The organism is Cedecea sp. (assembly GCF_036500665.1).
Classification (GTDB): domain Bacteria; phylum Pseudomonadota; class Gammaproteobacteria; order Enterobacterales; family Enterobacteriaceae; genus Cedecea.
In genome coordinates, this window is the sequence record NZ_DASYBS010000014.1 from 52887 (window position 1) to 77679 (window position 24793).

Annotated in this window: 23 protein-coding genes; 19 read left to right on the plus strand and 4 right to left on the minus strand. The window is 56.3% G+C overall.

Translation table 11 applies throughout. The features are described from left to right. Window positions 1-27 precede the first annotated feature (27 nt). Window positions 28-1770: a gamma-glutamyltransferase gene (ggt, locus tag VGM55_RS02120; RefSeq protein ID WP_331634439.1), complete on the plus strand. Its 1743-nt coding sequence runs from the start codon at window positions 28-30 to the stop codon at window positions 1768-1770. Between the two features lie 715 nt (window positions 1771-2485). Here the strand turns inward: ggt and flk are convergent. Continuing rightward, window positions 2486-3490, minus strand: coding sequence for a flagella biosynthesis regulator Flk (gene flk, locus VGM55_RS02125; RefSeq protein ID WP_154188786.1), 1005 nt, complete (start codon window positions 3488-3490; stop codon window positions 2486-2488). 318 nt (window positions 3491-3808) lie between these two features. Here flk and pdxB point away from each other — a divergent pair, with 318 nt between their 5' ends. From pdxB to hisP, 15 genes are all read left to right on the plus strand, one after another. Next, window positions 3809-4945, plus strand: coding sequence for a 4-phosphoerythronate dehydrogenase PdxB (gene pdxB, locus VGM55_RS02130; RefSeq protein ID WP_331634440.1), 1137 nt, complete (start codon window positions 3809-3811; stop codon window positions 4943-4945). Window positions 4946-5014: 69 nt separating this feature from the next. Continuing rightward, window positions 5015-6028, plus strand: coding sequence for an aspartate-semialdehyde dehydrogenase (locus VGM55_RS02135; protein ID WP_331634441.1), 1014 nt, complete (start codon window positions 5015-5017; stop codon window positions 6026-6028). Then, window positions 6028-6843, plus strand: a complete 816-nt coding sequence (truA, locus tag VGM55_RS02140; protein ID WP_331634442.1) for a tRNA pseudouridine(38-40) synthase TruA — start codon at window positions 6028-6030, stop codon at window positions 6841-6843. The genes VGM55_RS02135 and truA overlap by 1 nt, the downstream gene beginning before the upstream one ends. Window positions 6844-6868: 25 nt before the next feature. Then, window positions 6869-7528: a DedA family protein gene (locus VGM55_RS02145; protein ID WP_154188790.1), complete on the plus strand. Its 660-nt coding sequence runs from the start codon at window positions 6869-6871 to the stop codon at window positions 7526-7528. A gap of 138 nt (window positions 7529-7666) precedes the next feature. Beyond that, on the plus strand, window positions 7667-8587 hold the full coding sequence (accD, locus tag VGM55_RS02150; RefSeq protein ID WP_331634444.1) for an acetyl-CoA carboxylase, carboxyltransferase subunit beta: 921 nt from the start codon (window positions 7667-7669) through the stop codon (window positions 8585-8587). A gap of 65 nt (window positions 8588-8652) precedes the next feature. Next, window positions 8653-9921, plus strand: coding sequence for a bifunctional tetrahydrofolate synthase/dihydrofolate synthase (folC, locus tag VGM55_RS02155; RefSeq protein WP_331634445.1), 1269 nt, complete (start codon window positions 8653-8655; stop codon window positions 9919-9921). Next, window positions 9911-10627, plus strand: coding sequence for a cell division protein DedD (dedD, locus tag VGM55_RS02160; protein WP_331634446.1), 717 nt, complete (start codon window positions 9911-9913; stop codon window positions 10625-10627). The genes folC and dedD overlap by 11 nt, the downstream gene beginning before the upstream one ends. Window positions 10628-10925: 298 nt before the next feature. Further along, a complete protein-coding gene (gene cvpA / locus VGM55_RS02165; protein WP_039295575.1) occupies window positions 10926-11411 on the plus strand; it encodes a colicin V production protein in 486 nt (161 codons plus the stop codon). 38 nt (window positions 11412-11449) lie between these two features. Then, complete coding sequence (gene purF / locus VGM55_RS02170; RefSeq protein WP_154188794.1) at window positions 11450-12967, plus strand: amidophosphoribosyltransferase; 1518 nt, start codon at window positions 11450-11452, stop codon at window positions 12965-12967. A gap of 124 nt (window positions 12968-13091) precedes the next feature. Then, window positions 13092-13661, plus strand: coding sequence for a UbiX family flavin prenyltransferase (locus VGM55_RS02175; RefSeq protein WP_154188795.1), 570 nt, complete (start codon window positions 13092-13094; stop codon window positions 13659-13661). A 291-nt stretch (window positions 13662-13952) separates the two neighbouring features. Then, entirely contained in the window at window positions 13953-14735 is a 783-nt protein-coding gene (argT, locus tag VGM55_RS02180) for a lysine/arginine/ornithine ABC transporter substrate-binding protein ArgT (RefSeq protein ID WP_331634447.1), read from the plus strand. A 193-nt stretch (window positions 14736-14928) separates the two neighbouring features. Beyond that, entirely contained in the window at window positions 14929-15711 is a 783-nt protein-coding gene (gene hisJ, locus VGM55_RS02185; protein ID WP_331634448.1) for a histidine ABC transporter substrate-binding protein HisJ, read from the plus strand. Between the two features lie 77 nt (window positions 15712-15788). Further along, complete coding sequence (locus VGM55_RS02190; protein WP_038480779.1) at window positions 15789-16475, plus strand: histidine ABC transporter permease HisQ; 687 nt, start codon at window positions 15789-15791, stop codon at window positions 16473-16475. Beyond that, window positions 16472-17185, plus strand: a complete 714-nt coding sequence (locus VGM55_RS02195) for an ABC transporter permease (protein ID WP_038480783.1) — start codon at window positions 16472-16474, stop codon at window positions 17183-17185. The genes VGM55_RS02190 and VGM55_RS02195 overlap by 4 nt, the downstream gene beginning before the upstream one ends. A gap of 10 nt (window positions 17186-17195) precedes the next feature. Then, window positions 17196-17969 carry a histidine ABC transporter ATP-binding protein HisP gene (gene hisP, locus VGM55_RS02200; protein ID WP_331634449.1) on the plus strand — a complete coding sequence of 258 codons (774 nt, stop codon included), beginning with the start codon at window positions 17196-17198 and terminating at the stop codon, window positions 17967-17969. 109 nt (window positions 17970-18078) lie between these two features. On the opposite strand, the gene VGM55_RS02205 is transcribed toward hisP, so the two are convergent. Continuing rightward, a complete protein-coding gene (locus VGM55_RS02205; RefSeq protein ID WP_154188799.1) occupies window positions 18079-19029 on the minus strand; it encodes a sugar-binding transcriptional regulator in 951 nt (316 codons plus the stop codon). Between the two features lie 195 nt (window positions 19030-19224). Here VGM55_RS02205 and dalD point away from each other — a divergent pair, with 195 nt between their 5' ends. The 3 genes from dalD (at window position 19225) to VGM55_RS02220 (ending at window position 23434) form a co-directional block, all read left to right on the plus strand. Further along, window positions 19225-20619 (plus strand): D-arabinitol 4-dehydrogenase, encoded by a 1395-nt coding sequence (gene dalD / locus VGM55_RS02210; RefSeq protein ID WP_331634451.1) that lies wholly within the window; start codon window positions 19225-19227, stop codon window positions 20617-20619. A gap of 9 nt (window positions 20620-20628) precedes the next feature. Next, on the plus strand, window positions 20629-22095 hold the full coding sequence (gene xylB / locus VGM55_RS02215; protein ID WP_331634452.1) for a xylulokinase: 1467 nt from the start codon (window positions 20629-20631) through the stop codon (window positions 22093-22095). A gap of 61 nt (window positions 22096-22156) precedes the next feature. Next, a complete protein-coding gene (locus VGM55_RS02220; protein WP_331634453.1) occupies window positions 22157-23434 on the plus strand; it encodes an MFS transporter in 1278 nt (425 codons plus the stop codon). A gap of 36 nt (window positions 23435-23470) precedes the next feature. On the opposite strand, the gene VGM55_RS02225 is transcribed toward VGM55_RS02220, so the two are convergent. Both VGM55_RS02225 and folX read right to left on the minus strand, forming a co-directional pair. Then, the gene (locus VGM55_RS02225) at window positions 23471-24364 is read right to left on the minus strand and encodes a TIGR01777 family oxidoreductase (RefSeq protein ID WP_331634454.1); all 894 of its coding nucleotides are present in this window, start codon (window positions 24362-24364) and stop codon (window positions 23471-23473) included. Between the two features lie 23 nt (window positions 24365-24387). Then, the gene (gene folX, locus VGM55_RS02230; protein ID WP_331634465.1) at window positions 24388-24747 is read right to left on the minus strand and encodes a dihydroneopterin triphosphate 2'-epimerase; all 360 of its coding nucleotides are present in this window, start codon (window positions 24745-24747) and stop codon (window positions 24388-24390) included. Window positions 24748-24793 lie beyond the last annotated feature (46 nt).

Below are 24793 nucleotides of genomic sequence, written 5' to 3' on the forward strand. Positions count from 1 at the left end.
TTTCCCCGGGTAAATGAGGATATAACGATGATAAAGCAGTTGAAAATTTTGCGCTGGGTTGCCATTCCGGCCCTGACAATCGGGCTGTGCTTGACGGTGATTGCCGCTCCTCCGCCGGTCTCTTATGGCGTGGAAATGGATGTTTACCATCCGGTGCGCGCTGAGCACGGCATGGTAGCTTCGGTGGATGCGGCGGCGACTCAGGTTGGCGTCGATATTTTAAAGCAGGGCGGTAACGCGGTGGATGCTGCGGTCGCCGTAGGTTATGCCCTTGCGGTCACGCACCCGCAGGCGGGCAACATCGGCGGCGGCGGTTTTATGATGCTGCGCACCAAAGACGGCAAAACGACCGCTATCGACTTCCGTGAAATGGCACCGGAAAAGGCCAGTCGGGATATGTTCCTCGACGATAAAGGCAATGCCGACAGCAAGAAGTCGCTGACGTCGCACCTCGCCTCCGGTACCCCAGGCACGGTGGCCGGGTTTAGCCTGGCGCTGGAAAAATACGGCACCATGCCGCTAAACAAAGTGGTGCAGCCCGCGATTACGCTGGCGCGGGACGGCATCATTGTTAACGATGCGCTGGCAGATGACCTTAAACAGTACGGCGCGGAAGTGATCCCGAATCACGCCAACAGCAAGGCTATTTTCTGGAAAGCGGACGGAGAGCCGCTGCAGAAAGGCGACAAGCTGGTGCAGGCCAATCTCGCGAAAAGCCTCGAGATGATTGCCGAGCAGGGGCCTGATGCCTTCTATAAAGGGGCGATTGCCGACCAGATTACCGAAGAGATGGCAAAGAACGGTGGGCTGATAAGCAAGGCGGATTTAGCCAACTACAAGGCGATTGAGCGTAAGCCCGTCAGCGGCGAATACCGTGGCTATGAAGTGTATTCCATGCCTCCTCCGTCCTCCGGCGGGATCCACATCGTGCAGATCCTCAATATCCTCGAAAACTTCGATCTGGCGAAATACGGCTTTGGCAGCGCGGACACGCTGCAAATCATGGCCGAAGCGGAAAAATATGCCTACGCGGATCGCTCGGAATATCTCGGTGACCCGGATTTCGTGAAGGTGCCGTGGCAGGCGCTGACCAGCAAGGCCTATGCAAAATCGCTGGCCGGGAAAATTGATATCAACAAGGCTCGCCCGTCGAGCGAAATCAAGCCGGGCAACCTGGCCCCGTATGAGAGCAACCAGACCACGCATTTCTCGGTTGTGGATAAAGACGGCAATGCGGTGGCGGTGACTTATACGCTGAATACCACCTTCGGCACCGGGATTGTCGCCGGTAACACCGGCATCCTGATGAACAACCAGATGGATGATTTCTCCGCCAAACCGGGCGTGCCGAACGTTTACGGGCTGGTGGGGGGAGAAGCTAACGCAGTAGGGCCGCATAAGCGTCCGCTCTCTTCTATGTCACCAACCATCGTCGTAAAAGACGGGAAAACCTGGCTGGTGACCGGCAGTCCGGGCGGGAGCCGCATCATCACCACCGTGCTGCAAATGGTGGTTAACAGCATCGATTTTGGCATGAACGTGGCGGAAGCGACCAACGCGCCTCGCTTCCATCACCAGTGGCTGCCGGACGAGCTGCGGGTGGAGAAGGGCTTTAGCCCGGATACGCTGAGGCTGCTGAAAGAGAAGGGGCAGAACGTCGAGGTGAAGGCCGCGATGGGCAGCACGCAGAGCATTATGATTGCGCCCGATGGGAAGCTGTATGGCGCGTCCGATCCGCGTTCAGTGGATGATTTAACCGCGGGGTATTGATTGCCTTCTTCTCCATACGGGGCTGTTTCTTAGACGCCAATACCGACGATTATGCAGGGCTGGTTAATATTCCGTTCACTTCCAGCGCTGTTTCATATTTAGCCACTGTATCGGTGAACGTCTCGGGAGAATCACCGTCATTCCCCCGAGACCCCGGACTCCCGGCCAAATAAATCGACCGCTGAAGCGGCAAACCTCCGTTTTATCTCCCAGTCCTGGGTCGGCTGAGACGCGTTCCTGACGCTCTCAGCCTCCGGCCGTTCCCGACGTCCGGACCCTGGCCAGTCGGAGAGAAAACGGAGGCGATTTAAGCCGGAACCGAGCCTCGCTTCAAACCCGTAGCTACACAGAGCGTCACAGTCGCTGCAAGTCTCACAGCCACGCCCTTGTCCCCGGCTCTCATCGCCCCCGGTTATGACCCAACTCAGGCGGGGTTGAGCTGCCGGGAGCAGCGAAAGAGAGCGATCGTCGGGAACGAATCGCGAACGACCCCGAATGTTTGGGTGATAACCGGTGGGTTTACCGCTTTAGCGGCGATGAGCTCGCCGGGCGCCGGGGGTTGTGAGGGGGAATGGCGTATTTCCCCCTCACACGTTCACCGTGCTGGGAACTTATAGGGAAAACAGATTTATGGGTGAACGGAATAGCGGCGGAGCGAAAGATATCTCTCGGGAAAGTTGAACGGAAATCTGACTAAAAGCCAGCCTTGAGAGCGCTATATCACCAACCAGAGTAAAATCATCACCACGACCAGTGCAATCAGCGCCAGTCCGGGCCTTGCGCTCAGCGCTTTTATCGGCTCGATAATCGCACTGAACATCGGGTTGTAGATGGGCTGGATATCCCGCACTTCTGTTGCGCCCGGCTGGCGTTCTGCACGTTTTAAAAACACCTGGTTAAGAATGTCCTGTACCTGCGCCGCCGTCAGGACGCTCTGCGGCGTGGCCTGGAAGCGCTGCTGGCTGTAATCCACCATCTCTTTCCACTCCTGTGGCTCAAGCGGCTGCTTAAGTGCGGCCTGAACGCTGTGCAGCGTTGGCGCAGGCTGATGGTTCAGCGTTTGCCTTGCCTGTAGCCAGGTGGTCAGCAGGGTAAAGTGTCTGGCCGGGATCGGTTCACCGGTTTTCACACCAGACAGCTCAAGCATAGACTGCCAGATTTGTTTACCAGACTCGCCTGTTGCCGCGGCCAGTTTGGTGACCAGCTGGTTCAGGCTATTGTGCTCGGCGGGCAGCAGCGGGCGATCGGTTGCCGGGCGCTGCTGAGGCTGAGGAATGGTTAGCTGGTTATTTTGCAGCAGCGTTAGCACGGTTTTTAACTGGTCCGGCGTGAGCTGGCTAAGCGCCGTCTGGCCAAACTGCTGGCGAATAAAGTCGCTCACTGCCTGGCGGTTGTTGCCCTGCGGCAGCAAATCGGTTAGCTGTTGGATTATCTGGCGCGTGGCGAGCGTGGTCTGCGCGCTGGTCAGGCGCTGGCTGAGATTCTGTTCGGCCGCCGGAAAATGGCGAGACAGCAGGGGGGCATCGTTTTTCATCCCCAGGTCGTGCTTCAGCCCGGCCCAGACTTCGGCGCTTTGCTGCTGGCTAAGCGCAATGATCCGGGTGATCAAACGCTCCAGCACGGTACGTTGCTGGGTAGAAAGCGGTTGTTCGCCGGCGGCAGACGGCGCGGAGGGAGGTTCCCCCGGAGGACGCGGCGTAGCGCCCTGAATGGGTTGCATTATAGTGAAATCCTTAAGCTCGCCTTAAACACGACAAAACATTAACAAATAGGCTCTATATAATTCGGGCTGCAGGACAAAAAGACTTTAAGTCTTTTTGAACAGCGCATTGCGCTGACCCCGAAGGGGCGAGGCTTACCGAGTAAGGCGGCAAGACCGTGAGTCCCCAGGAGCATAGCTAACTATGTGACTGGGGTGAACGGGTGCAGCCAACGCGCCTGCAGCTTGAAGTATGACGAGCATAGTTCGTTATGCCCGGACGTCAGATTATGGCACACTATCCGGCCTTATCTCGACGATTAACAGACAGGTACTCAGGTGAAAATCCTCGTTGATGAAAATATGCCCTACGCTCGCGATCTTTTTAGCCGTTTGGGCGAGGTTATCGCCGTGCCGGGGCGCCCAATTCCGGTCGATGCGTTAACGGATGCTGACGCATTAATGGTGCGTTCGGTCACGAAAGTGAACGCCGGGCTGCTGGAAGGAAAAGGGATCAAATTTGTTGGTACCGCAACGGCCGGGACCGATCACGTTGATGAAGCGTATTTACAAAGCGCCGGGGTGGCATTCTCCGCCGCACCTGGCTGTAACGCGATTGCCGTTGTTGAGTATGTGTTCTCCTCCTTATTGATGTTGGCCGAACGCGATGGTTTTGAACTGAAAGACCGCACCGTGGGCATCGTTGGCGTTGGTAACGTAGGCTCTCGTCTGCAGGCTCGCCTGGAAGCCTGGGGCGTACGTACTTTACTGTGCGATCCGCCGCGTGCCGATCGTGGTGACGAAGGCGATTTCATTTCGCTGGAAACGCTGGTGCAGGAAGCTGACATCATCACTTTCCATACGCCGCTGTTTAAATCCGGTGAGTACAAAACGCTGCATCTGGCGGACGAGGCGCTGATTAGCCGCCTGAAGCCTGGCGCTATTCTGATTAATGCCTGTCGTGGCCCGGTTGTGGACAACAACGCGTTGCTGAAATGCTTAAAAGCAGGGCAGAATCTCAGCGTTGTGCTGGACGTCTGGGAGCCGGAGCCGGATCTCAACGTTGAGCTGCTGAGCAAGGTGGACATCGGCACCTCACACATTGCGGGCTACACGCTTGAGGGCAAGGCTCGGGGTACGACGCAGGTCTTTGAAGCCTTTAGCGATTTCATCGGTCAGTCGCAACAGGTCGCGCTGGATTCACTGCTGCCCGCGCCGGAGTTTGGCCGTATCACTCTGGCCGGTCCGCTCGATCAACCGACGCTCAAAAGACTGGTGCATCTGGTGTATGATGTGCGCCGCGACGATGCCCCACTGCGTAAGGTAGCCGGTCAGCCTGGCGAATTCGACAAGCTGCGTAAAAACTACCTCGAACGCCGCGAGTGGTCATCGCTCTATGTGCAGTGCGATGATGCCGATGCGGCAGCCATGCTGCAAAAACTGGGCTTTAGCGCGGTTCATCACCCGCTTCGCTAAGTTTAATCTTCTGGCTCCCCGAGGCCCGGCTTCGGGGAGTATCTGTTTTATTTTCTGGAGTAAACCAACATGTCCGAAGGCTGGAATATTGCCATCTTAGGCGCCACCGGTGCCGTAGGCTCAGCTTTGCTTGAACTGCTTGCTGAACGTCAGTTCCCGGTTGGTGAATTGTATGCCCTGGCGCGTAGCGAGAGCGCCGGTGAAAACCTGCGTTATGAAGGCAAAACCATAATGGTGCAGGACGCGGCAGAGTTCGACTGGACTCAGGCCCAGCTTGCGTTCTTCGTCGGGGGCGTTGAAGCGTCTGCTCAATACGTGGAAGAAGCAACCAATTCTGGCTGCCTGGTTATCGACTCCAGCGGCCTGTTTGCTATGGAGCCGGACGTGCCGCTGGTAGTGCCGGACGTTAACCCGTATGTACTGAGTGATTACCGCAACCGCAATCTGGTTGCCGTGGCGGACAGCCTGACCAGCCAGCTGCTGAGCGCCTTAAAACCGCTGATCGAGCAGGGCGGCCTGTCACGCATTCAGGTGACCAGCCTGCTGTCCGCCTCCGCTCGCGGTAAAGTGGCGGTTGACGCCCTTGCCGGGCAGAGCGCGCGTTTGCTGAACGGTATTCCTATCGATGAAGAAGATCTGTTTGGCCGCCAGCTAGCGTTCAACATGCTGCCGCTGGTGCCGGATGCCGAAGGCAGCGTGCGCGAAGAGCGTCGTCTGGTGAACGAGGTGCGTAAGATTTTGCAGGATGACGGCCTGATGATCTCCGCAAGCATCGTGCAGTCGCCGGTATTTTACGGCCACGCGCAGATGGTTAATTTTGAAGCGCTGCGTCCGTTGGCGGCTGAAGAAGCCCGTGATGCGTTTGCTCAGGCAGAAGATATCGAGCTGTCTGAAGAGGGCGAATTCCCGACTCAGGTTGCGGATGCGTCCGGCAGCGGCCATCTTTCTATCGGCTGTGTGCACAACGATTACGGCATGCCGGAGCAAATTCAGTTCTGGTCGGTGGCCGATAACGTTCGCTTTGGCGGCGCGCTGATGGCGATAAAAACCGCTGAGAAACTGGTGCAGGAGTATATGTACTGATGTCCGAAGTGCTAAGCGAAATTCCGCTTCATAAAATCGCGCTCGGCATTGAGTACGACGGCAGTAAATATTACGGCTGGCAGCGCCAGAACGAAGTGCGCAGCGTGCAGGAAAAGCTGGAAAAAGCGCTGTCTCAGGTGGCCAATGAGCCGATTAACGTGTTTTGCGCGGGGCGCACCGATGCGGGCGTTCACGCCACAGGCCAGGTGGTGCATTTTGAAACCAGCGCGGTGCGCAAAGATGCTGCCTGGACGATGGGCGTAAATACGAATTTGCCTGGTGACATCGCCGTTCGTTGGGTAAAAGATGTGCCGGCCGAGTTTCACGCCCGGTTTAGCGCCACGGCCCGACGTTATCGCTACGTGATTTATAATCATCGGCTGCGTCCGGCCGTTTTACAGCAGGGAGTAACGCATTTTCACCTGCCTCTGGATGCGGACAAAATGCACCGTGCCGCCCAGAGCCTGTTGGGGGAGAATGACTTTACCTCGTTCCGTGCGGTGCAGTGCCAGTCCCGCACTCCGTGGCGCAATATGATGCACATTACGGTAAACCGCTACGGCGCTTACATCGTGGTGGACATTAAGGCCAACGCGTTTGTTCACCATATGGTGCGCAATATCGTCGGCAGCCTGCTGGAAGTCGGCTGCGGTAACCAGGCTGAAACCTGGATGGCTGACCTGCTGGCAATGAAGGACCGCACCAAGGCTGCTGCTACCGCGAAGGCGGAAGGGCTGTACCTGGTGTCGGTGGATTATCCCGACCACTTTGCGCTGCCGCGTCTCCCGATGGGGCAGCTTTTTTTAGCCGACTGATTGCTGCTTAAGAAAGGAAACTTTGATGGATTTCATCCGTTTTATCATCGACTTCATTTTGCATATCGACGTGCATTTGGCCGAGCTGGTGGCACAATACGGCGTCTGGGTTTACGCTATTTTGTTCCTGATTTTGTTCTGCGAAACCGGGCTGGTAGTGACGCCGTTTTTACCGGGTGATTCGCTGCTGTTTGTGGCGGGCGCGCTGGCTTCGCTGGAAACTAACGACCTGAACGTGCATTACATGGTCATTTTGATGGTGATTGCCGCCATCATCGGCGATGCGGTGAACTACACTATCGGCCGGCTGTTTGGCGAGAAGTTGTTCAGTAATCCGAATTCAAAAATCTTCCGCCGCAGTTATCTTGATAAAACTCATGCTTTTTACGAGCGTCACGGCGGAAAAACGATTATCCTCGCGCGCTTCGTGCCGATTGTGCGAACCTTCGCACCGTTTGTCGCCGGGATGGGGCATATGTCCTATCGCCATTTTGCGATCTATAACGTGGTCGGCGCGCTGCTGTGGGTATTGCTGTTCACCTACGCGGGCTATCTGTTTGGTAACCTGCCTGTGGTACAGGAAAACCTGAAGCTGCTGATTGTGGCGATAATCGTGGTGTCTGTTCTGCCCGGCGTGGTGGAAGTTATTCGCCACAAACGCGCTGCGGCGCGGCAGTCGAAATAATACGCGGCAGCGGTTCGACCACTTTTTTATCCAAAGTCGCGGGCCGTTGTGTTTTAATGAGCACCATTTATGGTCTGGGGCAGGGAAAACTGCCGCAGAAAAACTGGCATCGACCAGGTTCAAGCAGAAAGGTCATCAATGAGCTGGATTGAACGAATTCTCAATAAGAGCAATATTACTCCCACCCGTAAGGCGAGCATCCCTGAAGGGGTGTGGACCAAGTGCGATAGCTGCGGCCAGGTCCTGTACCGCGCCGAGCTGGAACGCAATCTTGGCGTTTGCCCTAAGTGCGACCACCACATGCGTATGGCGGCCCGCGATCGCCTGCATAGCCTGTTAGACGAAGGCTCACTGGTGGAATTGGGCAGTGAGCTTGAGCCAAAAGATTTGCTGAAGTTCCGTGATTCCAAAAAGTACAAAGATCGCCTTGCAACGGCACAAAAAGAGACCGGTGAGAAAGACGCGCTGGTAGTAATGAAAGGTACCCTGCACGGTATGCCTGTTGTTGCGGCGGCCTTTGAGTTCTCCTTTATGGGCGGCTCAATGGGTTCTGTGGTCGGCGCGCGTTTTGTTCGTGCCGTTGAGCAGGCGCTGGAAGACAACTGCCCGATGGTGTGCTTCTCCGCTTCCGGCGGTGCCCGTATGCAGGAAGCGCTGATGTCGCTGATGCAAATGGCGAAAACCAGCGCCGCACTGGCAAAAATGCAGGAGCGTGGTCTGCCGTACATTTCCGTGCTGACTGACCCAACCATGGGCGGCGTGTCGGCAAGCTTTGCGATGCTGGGCGACCTGAACATTGCCGAACCGAAAGCGCTGATTGGCTTTGCTGGCCCTCGCGTTATCGAGCAGACCGTGCGTGAAAAACTGCCGCCGGGCTTCCAGCGCAGTGAATTCCTGATCGAAAAAGGCGCGATTGATATGATCGTCCGTCGCCCGGAGCTGCGCCTGAAGCTGGCGAGCGTGCTGGCGAAGTTTATGAATCTGCCGGCGCCAAACCCGGAAGCGCCGCGCGAGCCGATTGTGGTTCCGCCAGCGCCGGAACAGGGTCAAGAGGCCTGATTCGTCACTAAGGGCAGGCCAGCAGGCTCTGCCCTTTTTCTTTATGTGCATGTTAAGTGGGCATCATGGAAAAAGATCTTATCCCTCAAGCCACGTCGCCTCTGGCCACGTGGCTTTACTATCTCGAAAACCTTCACTCCACCACCATCGATATGGGCCTTGAGCGCATCAGCAAAGTTGCGGCTAAACTGGACGTGTTGAAACCTGCGCCAACGGTGTTCACGGTTGCCGGAACCAACGGCAAAGGCACCACCTGCCGTACGCTAGAAACCACGCTGATGGCGGACGGATACCGGGTAGGGGTTTATAGCTCGCCGCATCTGGTGCGCTACACCGAGCGCGTACGCATTCAGGGTGAAGAGTTACCGGAGGACCTGCATACCGCCTCCTTTGCAGAGATAGAGGCTGCCCGTGGTGATATTTCCTTAACCTATTTTGAATACGGAACGCTGTCCGCATTGCTATTGTTTAAGCAGCAGGCGGTAGATGTGGTTATTCTTGAGGTGGGTCTTGGCGGTCGCCTTGATGCCACTAACATCGTGGACTCTGATGTGGCCGTTGTCACCAGTATCGCGCTCGACCACACCGACTGGCTTGGCCCGGATCGTGAGAGCATCGGTCGCGAAAAAGCCGGTGTCTTCCGTAGAGATCACCCGGCGGTAGTGGGCGAGCCGGATATGCCATACACGATTGCCGATGTAGCACAGGAAAAAGGGGCGCAGCTACTGCGCCGCGGCGTGGACTGGGATTATGAGGTGGGCGCAACCGGCTGGACGTTCCGTGACGCTCACGGCGCGCTGGGCCAACTTCCGCTGCCGCGGGTACCGCAGCCAAATGCTGCAACGGCGCTGGCCGCTATGCGGGCAAGTAAACTGAACATCAGTGAAAACGCGATACGTTATGGCATTGAGCATGCCACGCTGCCAGGACGCTTTCAGATTGTTTCTGAGTCGCCACGCGTTATTCTGGACGTTGCCCATAATCCGCATGCGGCAGCTTACCTTGCCGGACGCCTGACGGCGTTACCCGGGCAGGGGCGGGTACACGCGGTTATCGGTATGCTGCACGATAAAGACATCGCCGGGACGCTTGCCTGTTTGTCGCCTCAGGTCGATAGCTGGTATTGTGCTCCGCTGGAGGGGCCACGAGGTGCAAGCGCAGAACAACTCATCGCGCATCTTGGCAACGGCAGAACATTTGCAACGGTGGCTGACGCATGGCATGCAGCAATGGCTGAAGCGACGGCTGAAGATACCGTGCTGGTGTGCGGTTCGTTCCACACGGTGGCCCATGTAATGGAAGTACTGGACGCGGGGAGAGCAGGTGGCGAGTAAGTTTCAAAACCGATTAGTCGGAACCATTATTCTGGTGGCGCTGGGGGTCATTGTGCTGCCGGGTCTGCTGGACGGGCAGAAAAAGCATTATCAGGATGAATTCGCAGCTATTCCTTTGGTGCCCAAGCCAGGGGACAGCGATGAGCCGGATATGCTGCCTGCGGCTACCCAGGCGCTGCCGTCTCAGCCGCCTGAAGGGGCGGCAGAAGAGGTGAGGGCCGGGGCTGCTGCGCCACCGGGTCTGAATAACAGGACCATCCCGAACGAAGGCTCTGCGGGCGTTGATGAAGTGCCTGTGGCACGCGAACAGCCTAAGCCACAGCCGGTGCAGGAAAAACCAAAACCGAAGCCGGTGGAAAAGCCACAGCCTAAGCCAGCTTCTGATGATCAGACCGGGCAGCAACTTGCCATGGCCTCTGAGCAGCCGACGAAGACGGAAAAACCAGCCGACAAAGCACCGACCGGGCAAGCGTACGTGGTGCAGCTTGGCGCATTGAAAAATGCGGACAAAGTGAATGAAATTGTTGGTAAACTGCGCGGTGCCGGATTCAAGGTTTATACCTCACCGACAACGCCTGTGCAGGGGAAAATCACCCGTATTCTGGTTGGGCCGGATGCCTCGAAAGATAAGCTGAAGTCTTCGCTTGGCGAGCTGAGTTCGCTTTCTGGCCTGAAGGGCGTGGTGATGAACTACTCGCCACGGTAGCGGTTTGTGACCCTCACCCCGGCCCTCTCCCTGGAAGGGGGAGGGGAAAAGCCATTACACCGAGCGGTTCCCTCGCCCCTCTGGGGAGAGGGTTAGGGTGAGGGGAAAACAACGCCATACCGTCACTTCGCCTCTAAAAGGTGAGGGGAAAACTGGCACTTTTTTAATGGCGTTGATGCTTTTTTCAACGCCATTATTTATTTACGCGCGGGAAGGAAATCCCTACGCAAACGTTTTCTTTTTCTGTTAGAATTCGCCCCGAACTGGACGTCAGGGCAATTTGTCACGAGATTTTTTCATGGTCTGGATAGATTACGCCATCATTGCGGTTATCGGTTTTTCTTGTCTGGTAAGCGTAATACGTGGGTTTGTGAAGGAAGCGTTATCGCTTGTGACCTGGGGATGTGCTTTCTTTGTCGCCAGTCATTACTACACTTATCTGTCAGTCTGGTTCACTGGCTTTGAAGACGAACTGGTACGTAATGGGATAGCTATCGCGGTGCTGTTTATCGCGACGCTGATTGTCGGTGCGATAGTCAATTATGTGATTAGCGCGCTGGTGCAAAAAACCGGCCTGTCGGGTACAGACAGGGTGTTGGGGATCTGTTTTGGCGCCTTGCGTGGCGTACTGATCGTCTCTGCCATTCTGTTCTTCCTGGATACTTTTACCGGTTTTTCAAAAAGCGATGACTGGCAAAAGTCGCAGCTTATCCCGCAATTCAGTTTCATCATCAGATGGTTCTTTGACTATCTGCAAAGCTCGTCAAGTTTCTTGCCCCGCTAATCGTAGCGGGGGGTGTGGCTTAATGAGGAAAAGACAACATGTGCGGTATTGTCGGTATCGCCGGTTTCATGCCGGTAAACCAGTCGATTTATGATGCGTTAACGGTGCTTCAGCACCGTGGCCAGGATGCCGCAGGCATCGTCACCATCGACGCTTTAAATTGCTTCCGTCTGCGTAAAGCGAATGGCCTGGTGAGCGATGTGTTTGAAGCCCGCCACATGCAGCGTCTGCAGGGGAATATGGGTATCGGCCACGTGCGTTACCCGACCGCCGGCAGTTCCAGCGCTTCTGAAGCTCAGCCTTTCTACGTCAACTCTCCTTACGGAATTACTCTGGCGCATAACGGTAACCTGACCAATGCCCACGAGCTGCGTAAAAAGCTGTTTGAAGAAAAACGTCGCCACATTAACACCACTTCTGACTCTGAAATCCTGCTCAATATCTTTGCCAGCGAGCTGGATAACTTCCGCCATTATCCGCTGGAAGCAGACAATATTTTTGCCGCTATCGCCGCCACTAACCGCCAAATCCGCGGCGCTTACGCCTGTGTGGCGATGATTATCGGCCACGGTATGGTGGCCTTCCGCGACCCGAACGGCATTCGTCCGCTGGTTATCGGCAAGCGTGACCTGGGCGATGGCCGCACCGAATACATGGTGGCCTCCGAGAGCGTGGCGCTTGACACCCTGGGCTTTGAGTTCCTGCGCGATATCGCGCCGGGAGAAGCGGTGTACATCACCGAAAAAGGCCAACTGTTCACCCGCCAGTGCGCCGATAACCCGGTCAGCAACCCGTGCCTGTTCGAATATGTTTACTTTGCGCGCCCGGACTCGTTTATCGACAAGATCTCCGTCTATAGCGCGCGCGTTGAGATGGGTAAAAAGCTTGGCGAGAAGATTGCCCGCGAATGGGAAGACCTGGATATCGACGTGGTCATTCCCATTCCTGAAACCTCCTGCGACATTGCGCTGGAAATTGCCCACATTCTGGATAAACCTTATCGCCAGGGGTTTGTGAAAAACCGCTACGTTGGCCGCACGTTTATCATGCCGGGCCAGCAGCTGCGCCGTAAGTCCGTGCGCCGTAAGCTGAACGCCAACCGCGCCGAGTTCCGTGATAAAAACGTGCTTTTGGTGGACGACTCCATCGTGCGCGGTACCACATCTGAGCAGATTATCGAGATGGCGCGTGAAGCCGGAGCCAAAAAGGTTTACCTGGCCTCCGCCGCGCCGGAAATCCGCTTCCCGAACGTTTATGGCATCGACATGCCAAGCGCTAACGAGCTGATTGCTCACGGGCGTGAAGTGGATGAAATTCGCCAAATCATCGGCGCCGATGGCCTGATTTTCCAGGATCTGGACGACCTTATCGAAGCGGTCCGCGTGGAAAATCCGGATATCACCCAGTTTGAGTGTTCGGTCTTCAACGGTATCTACGTGACGAAAGACGTTGACCACAAGTACCTGCAGTATCTCGAGTCCCTGCGTAACGACGACTCCAAAGCGCTGGCGCGTCAGAACGAAGTGGAAAATTTAGAGATGCACAACGAAGGCTGATTTCCCCCGCCTCTCTCCTGGAAAGGGGAGAGGCATGTTCTACGCTTCCCCGCCCGCGGGGAGCCTTGCATCCCACCTCATCTTGCGGCAAAGTCAGCCCAGATATTCTTTATGGGCAAATTCAATGAAACGACTGATCGTCGGTATTTCCGGAGCCAGCGGCGCCATTTACGGGGTGCGTTTACTGCAAATCCTGCAGCAGTTGCCGGAGGTAGAAAGCCATCTGGTGATGAGCAACGCGGCACGCCAGACCCTGGCGCTGGAAACCGATTACTCGCTGCGCGATGTTCAGGCGCTGGCGGATGTTGTTCATGACTCGCGTGATATCGCCGCCAGCATCTCCTCCGGTTCGTTTAAGACAATGGGCATGGCGGTGCTGCCGTGCTCGATTAAAACGCTGTCGGGCATCGTACACAGCTATACGGACGGCCTGTTGACCCGCGCGGCGGACGTGGTGCTGAAAGAGCGCCGCCCGCTGGTGCTTTGTATTCGCGAAACGCCGCTGCACCTGGGTCACCTGCGCCTGTTGACCCAGGCATCCGAACTGGGTGCGGTGATCATGCCGCCGGTGCCCGCGTTTTATCATCGCCCGCAAACGCTGCAGGATATTGTCGACCAGACGGTGAACAGGGTATTGGATCAGTTTGACCTTGAGCTGCCTGAAGACCTGTTCGTCCGCTGGGGCGGGGCATAGGTCATGCCCTGGCGCGGTGCATCACAAATTAATTGCCTCATAATGGGGCAATTCTGCAACGCCGATCGCTTTTAGAAGATTTAATCCGCGAAAACCCCTTTCCCCTCTATTCCCGCTTCCCAGAACTGCTATCTTTCAAACTAGCGCGAAGTTGCAACGTTTTATTAACATAAATCAGCGACTTTTTTCCACGCAGGGAAAAGTGGCATGAGAACTGCAACTCTCCGTTTGCCAATGTATTACCACACAACAAGACATCACAAATAAGAAAGCCAAACTTGAGGGTATCGTATGAAGAAGTCGGTTCTTGCACTGTCTTTACTGCTCGGCCTGTCCAGCGCAGCCAGCGTGTTCGCAGCGATTCCGCAAAACGTCCGTATTGGGACCGACGCGACCTACGCCCCATTCTCCTCGAAAGATGCGAAAGGGGATTTTGTCGGGTTTGATATCGACCTTGGCAATGAACTTTGCAAGCGCATTCAGGCCAAATGTACGTGGGTGGGCAGTGACTTTGACTCCCTGATCCCGTCGCTGAAAGCGAAGAAAATCGACGCCATTATCTCGTCTCTGTCGATCACCGAAAAACGTCAGCAGGAGATCCTCTTCTCCGACAAGCTGTACGCGGCCGATTCTCGCCTGATTGCGACGAAAGGCTCCCCAATTCAGCCGACCCTTGAGTCACTGAAAGGCAAACACGTTGGGGTGCTGCAGGGCTCTATTCAGGAAACCTATGGCAACGCCGAATGGCGCCCTAAAGGTGTGGATGTGGTGGCCTATGCCAACCAGGACTTGATCTACTCCGATCTTGCCGCGGGGCGTCTGGACGCTGCATTTCAGGATGAGGTTGCCGGTAGCGAAGGTTTCCTGAAACAGCCTGCCGGTAAAGACTTTGCCTTCGCCGGGCCTTCAGTGAAGGACAAGAAGTATTTCGGTGACGGCACCGGTATCGGTCTGCGCAAAGATGATACTGAGCTGAAGGCCGCGTTCGACAAAGCGCTGGGCGAAATGCGTAAAGACGGTACTTACGACAAATTAGCGAAGAAGTACTTCGACTTTAATGTTTACGGCGAATAAGTTTATCCCTTAGTCTGTAGCCCGGTTCTGAATATATTCTTAACCGGGCAGGATAACTATGCAGTGGTGCAGTCACGTTCCGGCTGCACCTTTATGGTGCGAAGACGTTGTGTTCGCAACGCGTTGCGTAAGTTTTCCCTGTTCACGTAGTGGGTGTGAGCCTTAAGTAACGGACAGTCTATTGAGGATAATTATGAAAAAGCTGGTTTTGTCTCTTTCTCTGGTGCTGGCATTTTCCAGCGTGACCACAGCATTCGCTGCTATTCCGAAAAATTTACGGATTGGCACGGACCCAACCTATGCGCCATTTGAATCCAAAAATGCTCAGGGTGAGCTGGTCGGTTTCGATATCGACCTGGCTAAAGAACTCTGTAAGCGCATTAACACCCCATGTACTTTTGTTGAAAACCCATTAGATGCGCTGATCCCATCTCTGAAGGCGAAGAAGATCGACGCCATCATGTCTTCTCTGTCCATCACCGAGAAGCGTCAGCAGGAAATCGCGTTCACCGACAAGCTGTATGCGGCTGACTCTCGCCTGGTGGTAGCCAAAGGTTCTCCGATCCAGCCAACGATTGAGTCGCTGAAAGGCAAGCGCGTCGGCGTGCTGCAGGGCACAACGCAGGAAACTTACGGCAATGAGCACTGGGCGCCAAAAGGCATCGAGATTGTTTCCTATCAGGGGCAGGACTCGATTTACGCCGACCTGGCCGCCGGGCGTATTGACGCCGCATTCCAGGATGAAGTGGCCGCCAGCGAAGGCTTCCTGAAACAGCCTGTCGGCAAAGATTACCAGTTCGGCGGCCCGTCCATTAAAGACGACAAGCTATTTGGCGTCGGCACCGGCATGGGCCTGCGTAAAGAAGATAACGAGCTGCGTGAGGCGCTGAACAAGGCCTTTGCGGAGATGCGTAAAGACGGCACGTATGAGAAGTTAGCGAAGCCGTACTTTGATTTTAATGTGTATGGTGAATAACCCTTACCGGTGATAAAGGCCCCGCGTCAGACGGGGCCCAGTAAGCAGCAGCAAACACTGACGACAGGATACGCACCATGTTGTATGGCTTTTCCGAAGTAATTTTTAAAGGGGCGCTGGTTACGCTTGAGCTGGCGCTCGCCTCGGTTGTCCTTTCCGTGCTGATTGGGCTTGCCGGCGCAGGCGCAAAACTGTCCAAAAACCGCCCGCTCGCATTACTGTTTGAGGGCTACACCACGCTGATTCGCGGGGTGCCGGACCTGGTGCTGATGCTGTTAATTTTCTACGGGCTGCAGATGCTGCTCAACAGCATTACCGATGCGCTGGGCATGGCGCAGTTTGATATCGACCCGATGGTGGCGGGCATTATCACCCTCGGCTTTATCTACGGCGCTTATTTTACCGAAACCTTCCGCGGTGCATTTCTGGCGGTGCCGAAAGGCCATATTGAGGCGGCAACCGCGTTTGGCTTTACCGGCTCCCAAACCTTCCGCCGTATTCTGTTTCCGGCCATGATGCGCTACGCGCTGCCGGGGATCGGTAACAACTGGCAGGTTATTCTCAAGGCAACCGCGCTGGTTTCCCTGCTCGGCCTCGAAGATGTGGTGAAGGCCACGCAGCTCGCCGGGAAAAGCACCTGGCAGCCGTTCTACTTCGCCATTGTCGCCGGGATTATCTATCTGGTCTTTACTACGGTTTCAAACGGGGTGCTGCTCTGGCTTGAACGTCGCTATTCCGTTGGCGTGAAGAGGGCGGAGCTATGATTGATATTATTCACGATTACTGGCAGTCCCTGCTGTGGACCGACGGTTACCGCTTTACGGGCGTGGCGATCACGCTGTGGCTGCTGATTTTGTCGGTGGTGATGGGCGGGATTCTGGCGCTGTTCCTCGCCATCGGGCGCGTCTCCAGTAACAAATTTATCGCGTTCCCGATCTGGCTCTTTACCTACATTTTTCGCGGTACGCCGCTCTACGTACAGCTGCTGGTTTTCTACTCGGGGATGTACACGCTGGAGATAGTCAAAGGCACTGAATTGCTGAATGCCTTCTTCCGCAGCGGCCTCAACTGTACCGTGCTGGCGCTGACGCTGAACACCTGTGCTTATACCACGGAGATTTTTGCCGGAGCCATTCGCTCGGTGCCGCATGGTGACATTGAAGCGGCGCGCGCCTACGGCTTCTCAAAAGTAAAAATGTACCGCTGCATTATTCTGCCTTCCGCACTGCGTATTGCGCTGCCAGCCTACAGCAACGAGGTGATCCTGATGCTGCACTCCACGGCGCTGGCGTTTACCGCCACGGTGCCGGATCTGCTCAAGATTGCCCGTGATATTAACTCCGCAACCTACCAGCCGTTTACCGCGTTTGGCATCGCGGCCGTGCTGTATTTGATTATCTCTTATGTGCTGATAAGCCTGTTCCGTAAAGCGGAAAAACGCTGGCTGCAGCACGTTAAACCCGCTTCGCACTGAGTGACTTCTGATGGCTGAAAATAAATTAAACGTAACGGATCTGCACAAACGCTACGGCGAACATGAAGTGCTCAAAGGGGTGTCACTGAAGGCTAACGCCGGAGATGTCATCAGCATCATCGGTTCGTCTGGCTCGGGCAAAAGTACCTTTTTGCGCTGCATTAACTTTCTCGAAAAACCGAGCGAAGGCACGATTGTGGTCAGCAACCAGAACATCAATCTGGTGCGGGATAAAGACGGCCAGCTCAAAGTGGCCGATAAAAACCAGCTGCGCCTGCTGCGCACGCGGCTGACGATGGTGTTCCAACACTTTAACCTGTGGAGCCACATGACGGTGCTGGAAAACGTGATGGAAGCGCCTATTCAGGTGCTGGGGCTGAGCAAGCAGGAATCGAAAGAGCGGGCGATTAAGTACCTGGCAAAAGTCGGCATCGACGAACGCCAGTACGTTAAATACCCGGTGCATCTGTCCGGTGGTCAGCAGCAGCGTGTTTCCATCGCCCGTGCGCTGGCGATGGAGCCAGAAGTGCTGCTGTTTGATGAGCCTACCTCGGCGCTTGACCCAGAGCTTGTGGGAGAAGTGCTGCGCATTATGCAGAAGCTGGCAGAAGAGGGGAAAACGATGGTCGTTGTGACGCACGAGATGGATTTTGCCCGTCACGTGTCCAGCCACGTTATCTTCCTGCATCAGGGCCGCATTGAAGAAGAAGGGCCACCATCCGAGCTGTTCGGCAGCCCGAAAAGCGCTCGCCTGCAGCAGTTCCTTTCGGGTTCGCTGAAGTAATCCCTCACCCTAACCCTCTCCCAGAGGGAGAGGGCATAAACATGATTCCACGTCAGCTGTTTCCCCCCTCTCCCTTTGGGAGAGGGCCGGGGTGAGGGTGAAGAATGCATCACTCCTCGCCCAACAACCTCACCGCCGTACTCTCATCCGTCACCAGGCCTGACATCCAGCGGCCGGTCAATGCCGCCTTGATAGCAGCAAACTTACGCTCTCCGCCGGAAAAGGCGATGATCTTACGCGGGTTGTCGCTTTGCAGCGGCACGCTGGTCAGCAGGGCATCCAGTTCGCTGTAGACGCGCTGGCCGTCGTGGTTAAAGAAATGTCCCAGCATTTCACCGGCAACGCCCTGGCCGTGCAGCATGTTGACCTGCTCGTCGGTAATAAATCCTTCGGCATTTAGCGGGCAGCCGATGTCCACTTCGCCAACGCCGAGAAACGCGACGTTGGCCGCCAGCGCCCGGTCGGTCACGCGCTGGTACACTTTGTGGCGGCACCACATGTCGCGGTCTTCTTCGCTATCGGCATACAGCGGGGCGGGGATGAAAAAGTATTTACCCTGCATTTTCTCCGCCATTTTTAGCGGCATGTCATAGCGCGTCCCCGAGTCATCACGCGCAATCGCGCCAATCATCGATACGCAGTGGTGCTGCGGGCGTTCGACCCACGGCAGGACGTCGATGATTGAGCGCAGCGTTTTGCCGGAGCCAATGCCGAAGACCTGAGGCTGCTCGTCGGCGATAAACTGCGACATCACTTCGGCGCCTTCCACCGCCAGCATCTGCTGGATGGCCTCATCGTCCAGCCCTTCCGAGGGCACCACGCGGCAGATTTCCAGACCGAAACGTTCCCGGACCTGCTGCGCCAGCTTCAGGCAGCGGGCAACCGGATGGGCGATTTTCACCGTCACCATACCCTGCTCGCGGGCGGAAGAAACCAGCCGCTGGGCGACCTGGCGAGAAATCCCCAGCTCACGGGCGATATCCTGCTGCGTCATGCCCGCCACGTAATACATCCAGGCGACGCGCGCGGCTTGTTCTTGCTTTTTCTCTTCTCTGCTCATGGCGGCACCTTATGGCTCTATTGCAGCGCATTCTACCCCGCGCGTGCTTCGTTGGTCATTGGGCAAAAGTCATTTTTATGGGCAAATGTTGTCAGTGTGAGTTTGATCTCAGAAAGTCGGGGCTGGCCGCAACTAGACTATAACAAACGGGCAAATGCCCTTTAAAATGACAAATGCTTAATTATGAGGTGAATCATGACGACGAAATCGGTATGGATGCATATTGGCGCAGGTTCTTTCCACCGTGCTCATCAGGCGTGGTATCTCAATCAACTGATCAAGCAGGGCGATGACGGCTGGAGTATTTCGCTGGGCAACATCCGTAATGATGCCGGCGAGTTGCTGAGCCAACTGGCGGCGCAGCACGGCGAATACGTGCTGGAAACCGTTACCCCGGAAGGCGAGCGTGCCTACGAAAAGATCTCTTCTATCCGCAAAGTACTGCCGTGGGATAAAGAGATTACTGCCCTGGTTGAAGAGGGCGCCAAAACGTCGACCCGCGTGATTGCCTTCACCGTGACCGAAGCCGGGTACTACCTCACCCCGCAGCATGAGCTGGACGTTAATCAGGCGGATGTCAAAGCCGATCTCGCCGGAAGCATTACTACGCTGTACGGCGCGCTGAGCCGCATTTTGCATCATCGTATGAGCAACGGCGGCGAGCCGGTAACGCTGCTTAACTGCGATAACCTGCGCCACAACGGCGAACGCTTCCGCCACGGTTTCCTGTCGTTCCTGAAGGCAAAGGGCGACCTCGCTTTGTTTGACTGGGTGACCACCCATACCGTTTCGCCTAACACCATGGTTGACCGCATTACGCCACGCCCTACGGCGGATATTGCCCCGCGGGTGAAAGCGGCTACCGGGTTCGACGACAAAGTGCCGGTGATGGGAGAGTCCTTTATCCAGTGGGTTATTGAGGATGATTTTATTAACGGCCGTCCGGCGTTAGAGAACGTTGGTGTCGAAATGGTGAAATCCGTGCTGCCGTATGAAGAGGCAAAAATCCGCATTCTGAACGCCAGCCACAGCTGCATTGCCTGGGCGGGGACGCTCACCGGCCTGAGCTACATCGATGAAAGCACCGTGCAGCAGCCGATTAAGCAGATGGCGTGGGATTACGTCACGGAAGATGTCATTCCTTCGCTGTCACCCAGCCCGCTGGACCTGGCCGGGTATCGCGACGTTGTGCTGGCCCGCTTTAGCAATCCGTATATAAAAGATACCAACCAGCGCGTGGCGGCCGACGGCCTGTCCAAGATCCCCGGTTTTATCACGCCAACGTTGATTGAGTGCTACCAGCGAGGTGAGGAACCTGCGGCAACGGCGGTTCTGCCCGCCCTGTTCTTCCTGTTTCTGCAGCGTTGGGCGCAGGGCCAACTGCCTTACCAGTACCAGGACGGCGTAATGCAGGACGATGCTATTCGCGCCTTATTCGCTTCTCCTGAGCCGCTCAAGACCTTTGTCAGCGATGAAACCTTGTTTGCCGAACTCGCCCATTCCTCAGCTTTCCATGAGCTGATGGCGCGGACGGTCACTCGGCTGGAAGCGTGGATCGCCTCTGTGCAGCAGCCGCTGGCGACGGCTTAAGGGGGCGCTATGTATCTCGGGATTGATATTGGCACGTCTGAACTAAAGGCTTTGCTCATCGACGGGCAGGGCGAAATTCTGGCTTCGGCCCATGCGGCATTAACCGTTCAGCGCCCGCATCCGCACTGGGCTGAACAGGATCCTGAGGCCTGGTGGCAGGCGACGCAGCAGGTGGTTTCTACTCTGCGCCAGCAAAGACCCGATGCCTGGGCGCAGGTCCGCGCTATTGGCCTGTCCGGACAGATGCACGGCGCGGTGCTGCTGGATAAACAGGGCCAGGTTTTGCGCCCTTGCATATTGTGGAACGACACACGCAGTGCAGATCAGTGCGTACAACTGACTGAGTTGCATCCGGAATTTCTGACCATCAGCGGCAACCTGGTGATGCCCGGTTTTACCGCCCCGAAGCTACGCTGGGTGGCGGAGCATGAACCGGAAATCTTTTCCCGCGTGGATAAGATTCTGCTGCCGAAAGATTACCTGCGCTGGCGGCTGAGCGATGAGTTTGTCTCTGACCCGTCAGACGCCGCCGGAACGCTGTGGCTCGACGTGGCAAAGCGCGACTGGTCAGACAAACTGCTGGCGGCTACCGGGCTAACCCGCAGCCAGATGCCGCGGCTGGTGGAGGGCAGCGAAGTCAGCGCTGTTTTACGTTCCGCTCTGGCGACCGAGTGGGGGCTTAGCTCCGGCGTCAAAATCGCCGGCGGCGGCGGCGACAATGCCACCTCAGCGGTAGGCGTTGGCGCGGTCAATAACGGCGACGCGTTTATTTCGCTCGGCACGTCCGGCGTTATCTTCGTGGTTAACGACGAGCTGCAAACCCGGCCTGAATCCGGTGTGCATGCCTTTTGCCACGCTTTACCTCAGCGCTGGCACCAAATGAGCGTGATGCTCAGCGCCGCCAGCTGTCTGCGCTGGGTGTGCAATCTGCTGTCGGTCACTGAAAGCCAGCTCATGGAGGAGATGGCAGGGCTCAGCGACGAGCAGAAAAAGCATGCGCCTGTTTTCCTGCCTTATCTGTCAGGGGAGCGCACGCCGCACAACGATGCTCACGCCATGGGGAGTTTCTTTGCGCTAAACCATGAAACCAGCCGTGCCTTGCTGGGGTATTCGGTGATTGAGGGCGTGACCTTTGGCCTGGCGGATGGCATGGCGGTGCTGGAGACGTCCCGCAGCCAGATTACCCAATGCAGCCTGACCGGCGGAGGGGCGCGCAGCGCCATCTGGGCGCAGCTGATTGCTGACGTGCTGGATGTGCCGATTGTGACACATCCGGCCAGCTCTTCCGGCGCGCTCGGCGCAGCTCGTCTTGGCTGGCTGGCCGATGGTGGCGTGGAGGAGGTGGTTTGCCGCAAGCCTTCCGTCCAGCAGCGCTTCACGCCGTGCAAAGCCGCTCAGAGCGTGCTGCACCAGCGCTTATCCGTATTCCACCTGCTTTACCAACAACAAAAAGCCGCTCGTAAGCTGCTGTCTTAACTGCCTGCCCGGCGGCTTTTGTCGCCGGGAACCCCTGTACCCGTGAACGAGGAAGAGTGTTATGCAATCTACACGCTACTGGTTTGGTTTACCTAAACATCTGCTGTGGGGATTTATCGCCATTGCCATCTTTATGAGCGGCGATGGTTTCGAGATGGCGTTCTTGTCTAAGCACATTACCGACATGGGCTTTACGCCCGCGCAATCGGCGATGGTGTTTACCCTGTATGGCCTTGCGGCGGGGCTGGCGGCCTGGGCATCTGGCGTCGTAGCCGAGTTAATCACCCCGCAAAAGGCGATGCTGATTGGCTTTGTAACCTGGGTAGTCATGCATGCATTGTTTATGACGCTCGGCCTCGGGATGCGTAACTACCCGCTGATGCTGCTGTTCTACGGCATTCGCGGTCTGGCCTATCCGCTGTTTATCTACTCCTTCATGTTGATGCTGGTGCAGGTGGTACCGCGTGAGAGGCTGGCGGCGGCGACCGGATGGTTCTGGGCTATGTACTCTATCGGTATCGGCGTGGTGGGGAGCTATCTGCCAAGCCTGACTATCCCGGCATTTGGCGAAACGGGCACGCTGTGGATGGCCATTGCCTGGGTAACGGGCGGCGGGCTTATTGCCTTCTTCAGCCTGCGTAATGTGCCGGTTGACCGCTCGCGGGTCAATCTGCCGCTGCGCGAGAAAATGACGGAGATGTCGCGGGCGGTGACCATCCTGTTCAGCAACCGTGACGTGTTTTATGCCTGCCTGATCCGCATTATCAACACGCTGTCTCTGTTTGGCTTCGCGATAGTGATGCCGCTGCTGTTTGTTGACCGTCTCGGCTTCACGATTTCTGAATGGCTGCAGATTTGGGCGGTGTTCTTCTTTGTCACCATTTTCACCAATATCTTTTGGGGAATTATGGGGGAGTACATCGGTTGGATCCGCCAGGTGCGCTGGTTTGGCTGTTTAGGCATGGCGATTTCCAGCCTGACGTTTTATTACCTGCCGGTGTGGGTGGGGCATAACTTCTGGGTCGCGCTGATCCCGGCTGTGATGCTTGGCACTTTTGTCGCGGCGTTTGTGCCGATGACGGCGGTATTTCCGACTCTGGAGCCGCATCATCGCGGAGCAGCCATTTCCATTTATAACTTGTCGGCGGGAATGAGCAACTTTGTGGCGCCGGCTATCGCCTCGCTGATCCTGCCGTTCTTCGATATTGTGGGCGTGGTCTGGGCGTATAGCGGGCTGTATCTGTTTGCGGGCGTGCTGACGTTTATTATCAAAGTCCCGCAGCCGAAGCGGGTGAAGGGTAAAGCTGGCGCGCGAAAGATGAGCACCGTAGAGCAATAGAAAAGAGTAAGCCGGGCGACAACCCCGGCTTTTTTGTTAGCGAATCACGTCCGCCAGCGCTTCGTCTAAGTCGAACCAACGGAAGCCAAAACCTGACTCTTCCAGGCGTTTAGGCAGCGCCCGCTGCCCGCCAAGCACTAACACGGAAGACTCCCCCATTAGCAGACGAATGGCCGTGGCCGGGGCACGAAGAATAGCCGGGCGCTTAAGGGCATGACCCAGGGCATGGGAAAACTGCTCGTTGCGCACCGGGTAAGGGGAAACCATATTAAACGGCCCGCGCAGGTCGTTATCCAGCAGCCAGAGAATGCCGTTGACCATATCGTCGATGTGGATCCACGCCAGATACTGCCTGCCATTGCCGATGGGGCCACCGAGCCCAAGCCGGAACAACGGCAGCATTTTGGCCAGAATTCCGCCTTTGGGAGCTAAAACAACGCCGGTGCGTAACAGGCAAACTCGCGTCTTTTCACTTTGCGCGCCGCAGGCAGTTTGCTCCCAGCGGGCACAAAGCTTGTGGGTAAATTCGTTGTGGGGCGGTTCATCTTCGGTGACGACCACTTCGCCAAGGTCGCCATAGTAGCCGGTGGCTGAGCCGGAAATAAATGTTTTGGGAGGCTGCTGGCTGGCCTTAAACAGTTCGACCAGCCGCTCGGTAATTTGCCAGCGGCTCTGGCACAGACGCTGCTTTTGTTCCTCGCTCCAGCGTTTATCGGCTATCGGTTCACCGGCCAGGTTTATGACTGCGTCAAAGGCGTCGAGATTCTGTAAACCGTCGAGCCCTTTGAGCAGCGCCACGCGCTTGTCCAGCCGCTTGCCGGTCTTTTCCGGCGAACGCGTCACGACCGACACTCGATGGTTAAGCTCAAGCAGGCGAGATATCAGGTGGCGGCCAATTAATCCGCTGCCGCCGGTAATCAGGATCTCCATACATTCCTCCCACCAGGAAGCGCTTACCGCCGCCAGCTCAGGGTCATGGATACCGAGTCGGCGTAGCGGAGCGCGTGAAGTTTATCGATTTCTACTTCAGCATATGTCACCCACGGGTGAGCGCATGCGATATTCAGCACATCCTGAGTTAATTTTTCCAGCAGCGAGAAGCGGTTATTCTCAACCAGCTGGATGATCTCTTTGGTGACGGTGCGGTAGTTCAGCGCGTCGTTGATGTCCTCACTCTCCCTTGCTTTGCCTGCAGGATAGTGGAGGGCGACGTTAATCACGATGTCCTGCCGGTTGGCGATCTCTTCTTCTTTGATACCAATAAAAGTCCGTAGGCGCAGGTTTTTAATGCGAATAATGGCGTCTGGTTGCATGGATGACATTGCAGGTTCCTTATTAGTCTTTTCCCGCCACAGGATA

What these genes read in the sequence shown, in the direction of transcription:
- dalD (WP_331634451.1), top strand. Translation starts at nt 19,225, where the DNA reads ATGACGACGAAATCGGTATGGATGCATATTGGCGCAGGTTCTTTCCAC.
- truA (WP_331634442.1), top strand. Translation starts at nt 6,028, where the DNA reads ATGTCCGAAGTGCTAAGCGAAATTCCGCTTCATAAAATCGCGCTCGGC.
- VGM55_RS02205 (WP_154188799.1), bottom strand. Translation starts at nt 19,029, where the DNA reads ATGAGCAGAGAAGAGAAAAAGCAAGAACAAGCCGCGCGCGTCGCCTGG.
- VGM55_RS02145 (WP_154188790.1), top strand. Translation starts at nt 6,869, where the DNA reads ATGGATTTCATCCGTTTTATCATCGACTTCATTTTGCATATCGACGTG.
- VGM55_RS02190 (WP_038480779.1), top strand. Translation starts at nt 15,789, where the DNA reads ATGTTGTATGGCTTTTCCGAAGTAATTTTTAAAGGGGCGCTGGTTACG.
- folC (WP_331634445.1), top strand. Translation starts at nt 8,653, where the DNA reads ATGGAAAAAGATCTTATCCCTCAAGCCACGTCGCCTCTGGCCACGTGG.
- ggt (WP_331634439.1), top strand. Translation starts at nt 28, where the DNA reads ATGATAAAGCAGTTGAAAATTTTGCGCTGGGTTGCCATTCCGGCCCTG.
- accD (WP_331634444.1), top strand. Translation starts at nt 7,667, where the DNA reads ATGAGCTGGATTGAACGAATTCTCAATAAGAGCAATATTACTCCCACC.
- VGM55_RS02195 (WP_038480783.1), top strand. Translation starts at nt 16,472, where the DNA reads ATGATTGATATTATTCACGATTACTGGCAGTCCCTGCTGTGGACCGAC.
- flk (WP_154188786.1), bottom strand. Translation starts at nt 3,490, where the DNA reads ATGCAACCCATTCAGGGCGCTACGCCGCGTCCTCCGGGGGAACCTCCC.
- purF (WP_154188794.1), top strand. Translation starts at nt 11,450, where the DNA reads ATGTGCGGTATTGTCGGTATCGCCGGTTTCATGCCGGTAAACCAGTCG.
- VGM55_RS02175 (WP_154188795.1), top strand. Translation starts at nt 13,092, where the DNA reads ATGAAACGACTGATCGTCGGTATTTCCGGAGCCAGCGGCGCCATTTAC.
- folX (WP_331634465.1), bottom strand. Translation starts at nt 24,747, where the DNA reads ATGCAACCAGACGCCATTATTCGCATTAAAAACCTGCGCCTACGGACT.
- cvpA (WP_039295575.1), top strand. Translation starts at nt 10,926, where the DNA reads ATGGTCTGGATAGATTACGCCATCATTGCGGTTATCGGTTTTTCTTGT.
- VGM55_RS02225 (WP_331634454.1), bottom strand. Translation starts at nt 24,364, where the DNA reads ATGGAGATCCTGATTACCGGCGGCAGCGGATTAATTGGCCGCCACCTG.
- hisP (WP_331634449.1), top strand. Translation starts at nt 17,196, where the DNA reads ATGGCTGAAAATAAATTAAACGTAACGGATCTGCACAAACGCTACGGC.
- hisJ (WP_331634448.1), top strand. Translation starts at nt 14,929, where the DNA reads ATGAAAAAGCTGGTTTTGTCTCTTTCTCTGGTGCTGGCATTTTCCAGC.
- argT (WP_331634447.1), top strand. Translation starts at nt 13,953, where the DNA reads ATGAAGAAGTCGGTTCTTGCACTGTCTTTACTGCTCGGCCTGTCCAGC.
- VGM55_RS02135 (WP_331634441.1), top strand. Translation starts at nt 5,015, where the DNA reads ATGTCCGAAGGCTGGAATATTGCCATCTTAGGCGCCACCGGTGCCGTA.
- VGM55_RS02220 (WP_331634453.1), top strand. Translation starts at nt 22,157, where the DNA reads ATGCAATCTACACGCTACTGGTTTGGTTTACCTAAACATCTGCTGTGG.
- xylB (WP_331634452.1), top strand. Translation starts at nt 20,629, where the DNA reads ATGTATCTCGGGATTGATATTGGCACGTCTGAACTAAAGGCTTTGCTC.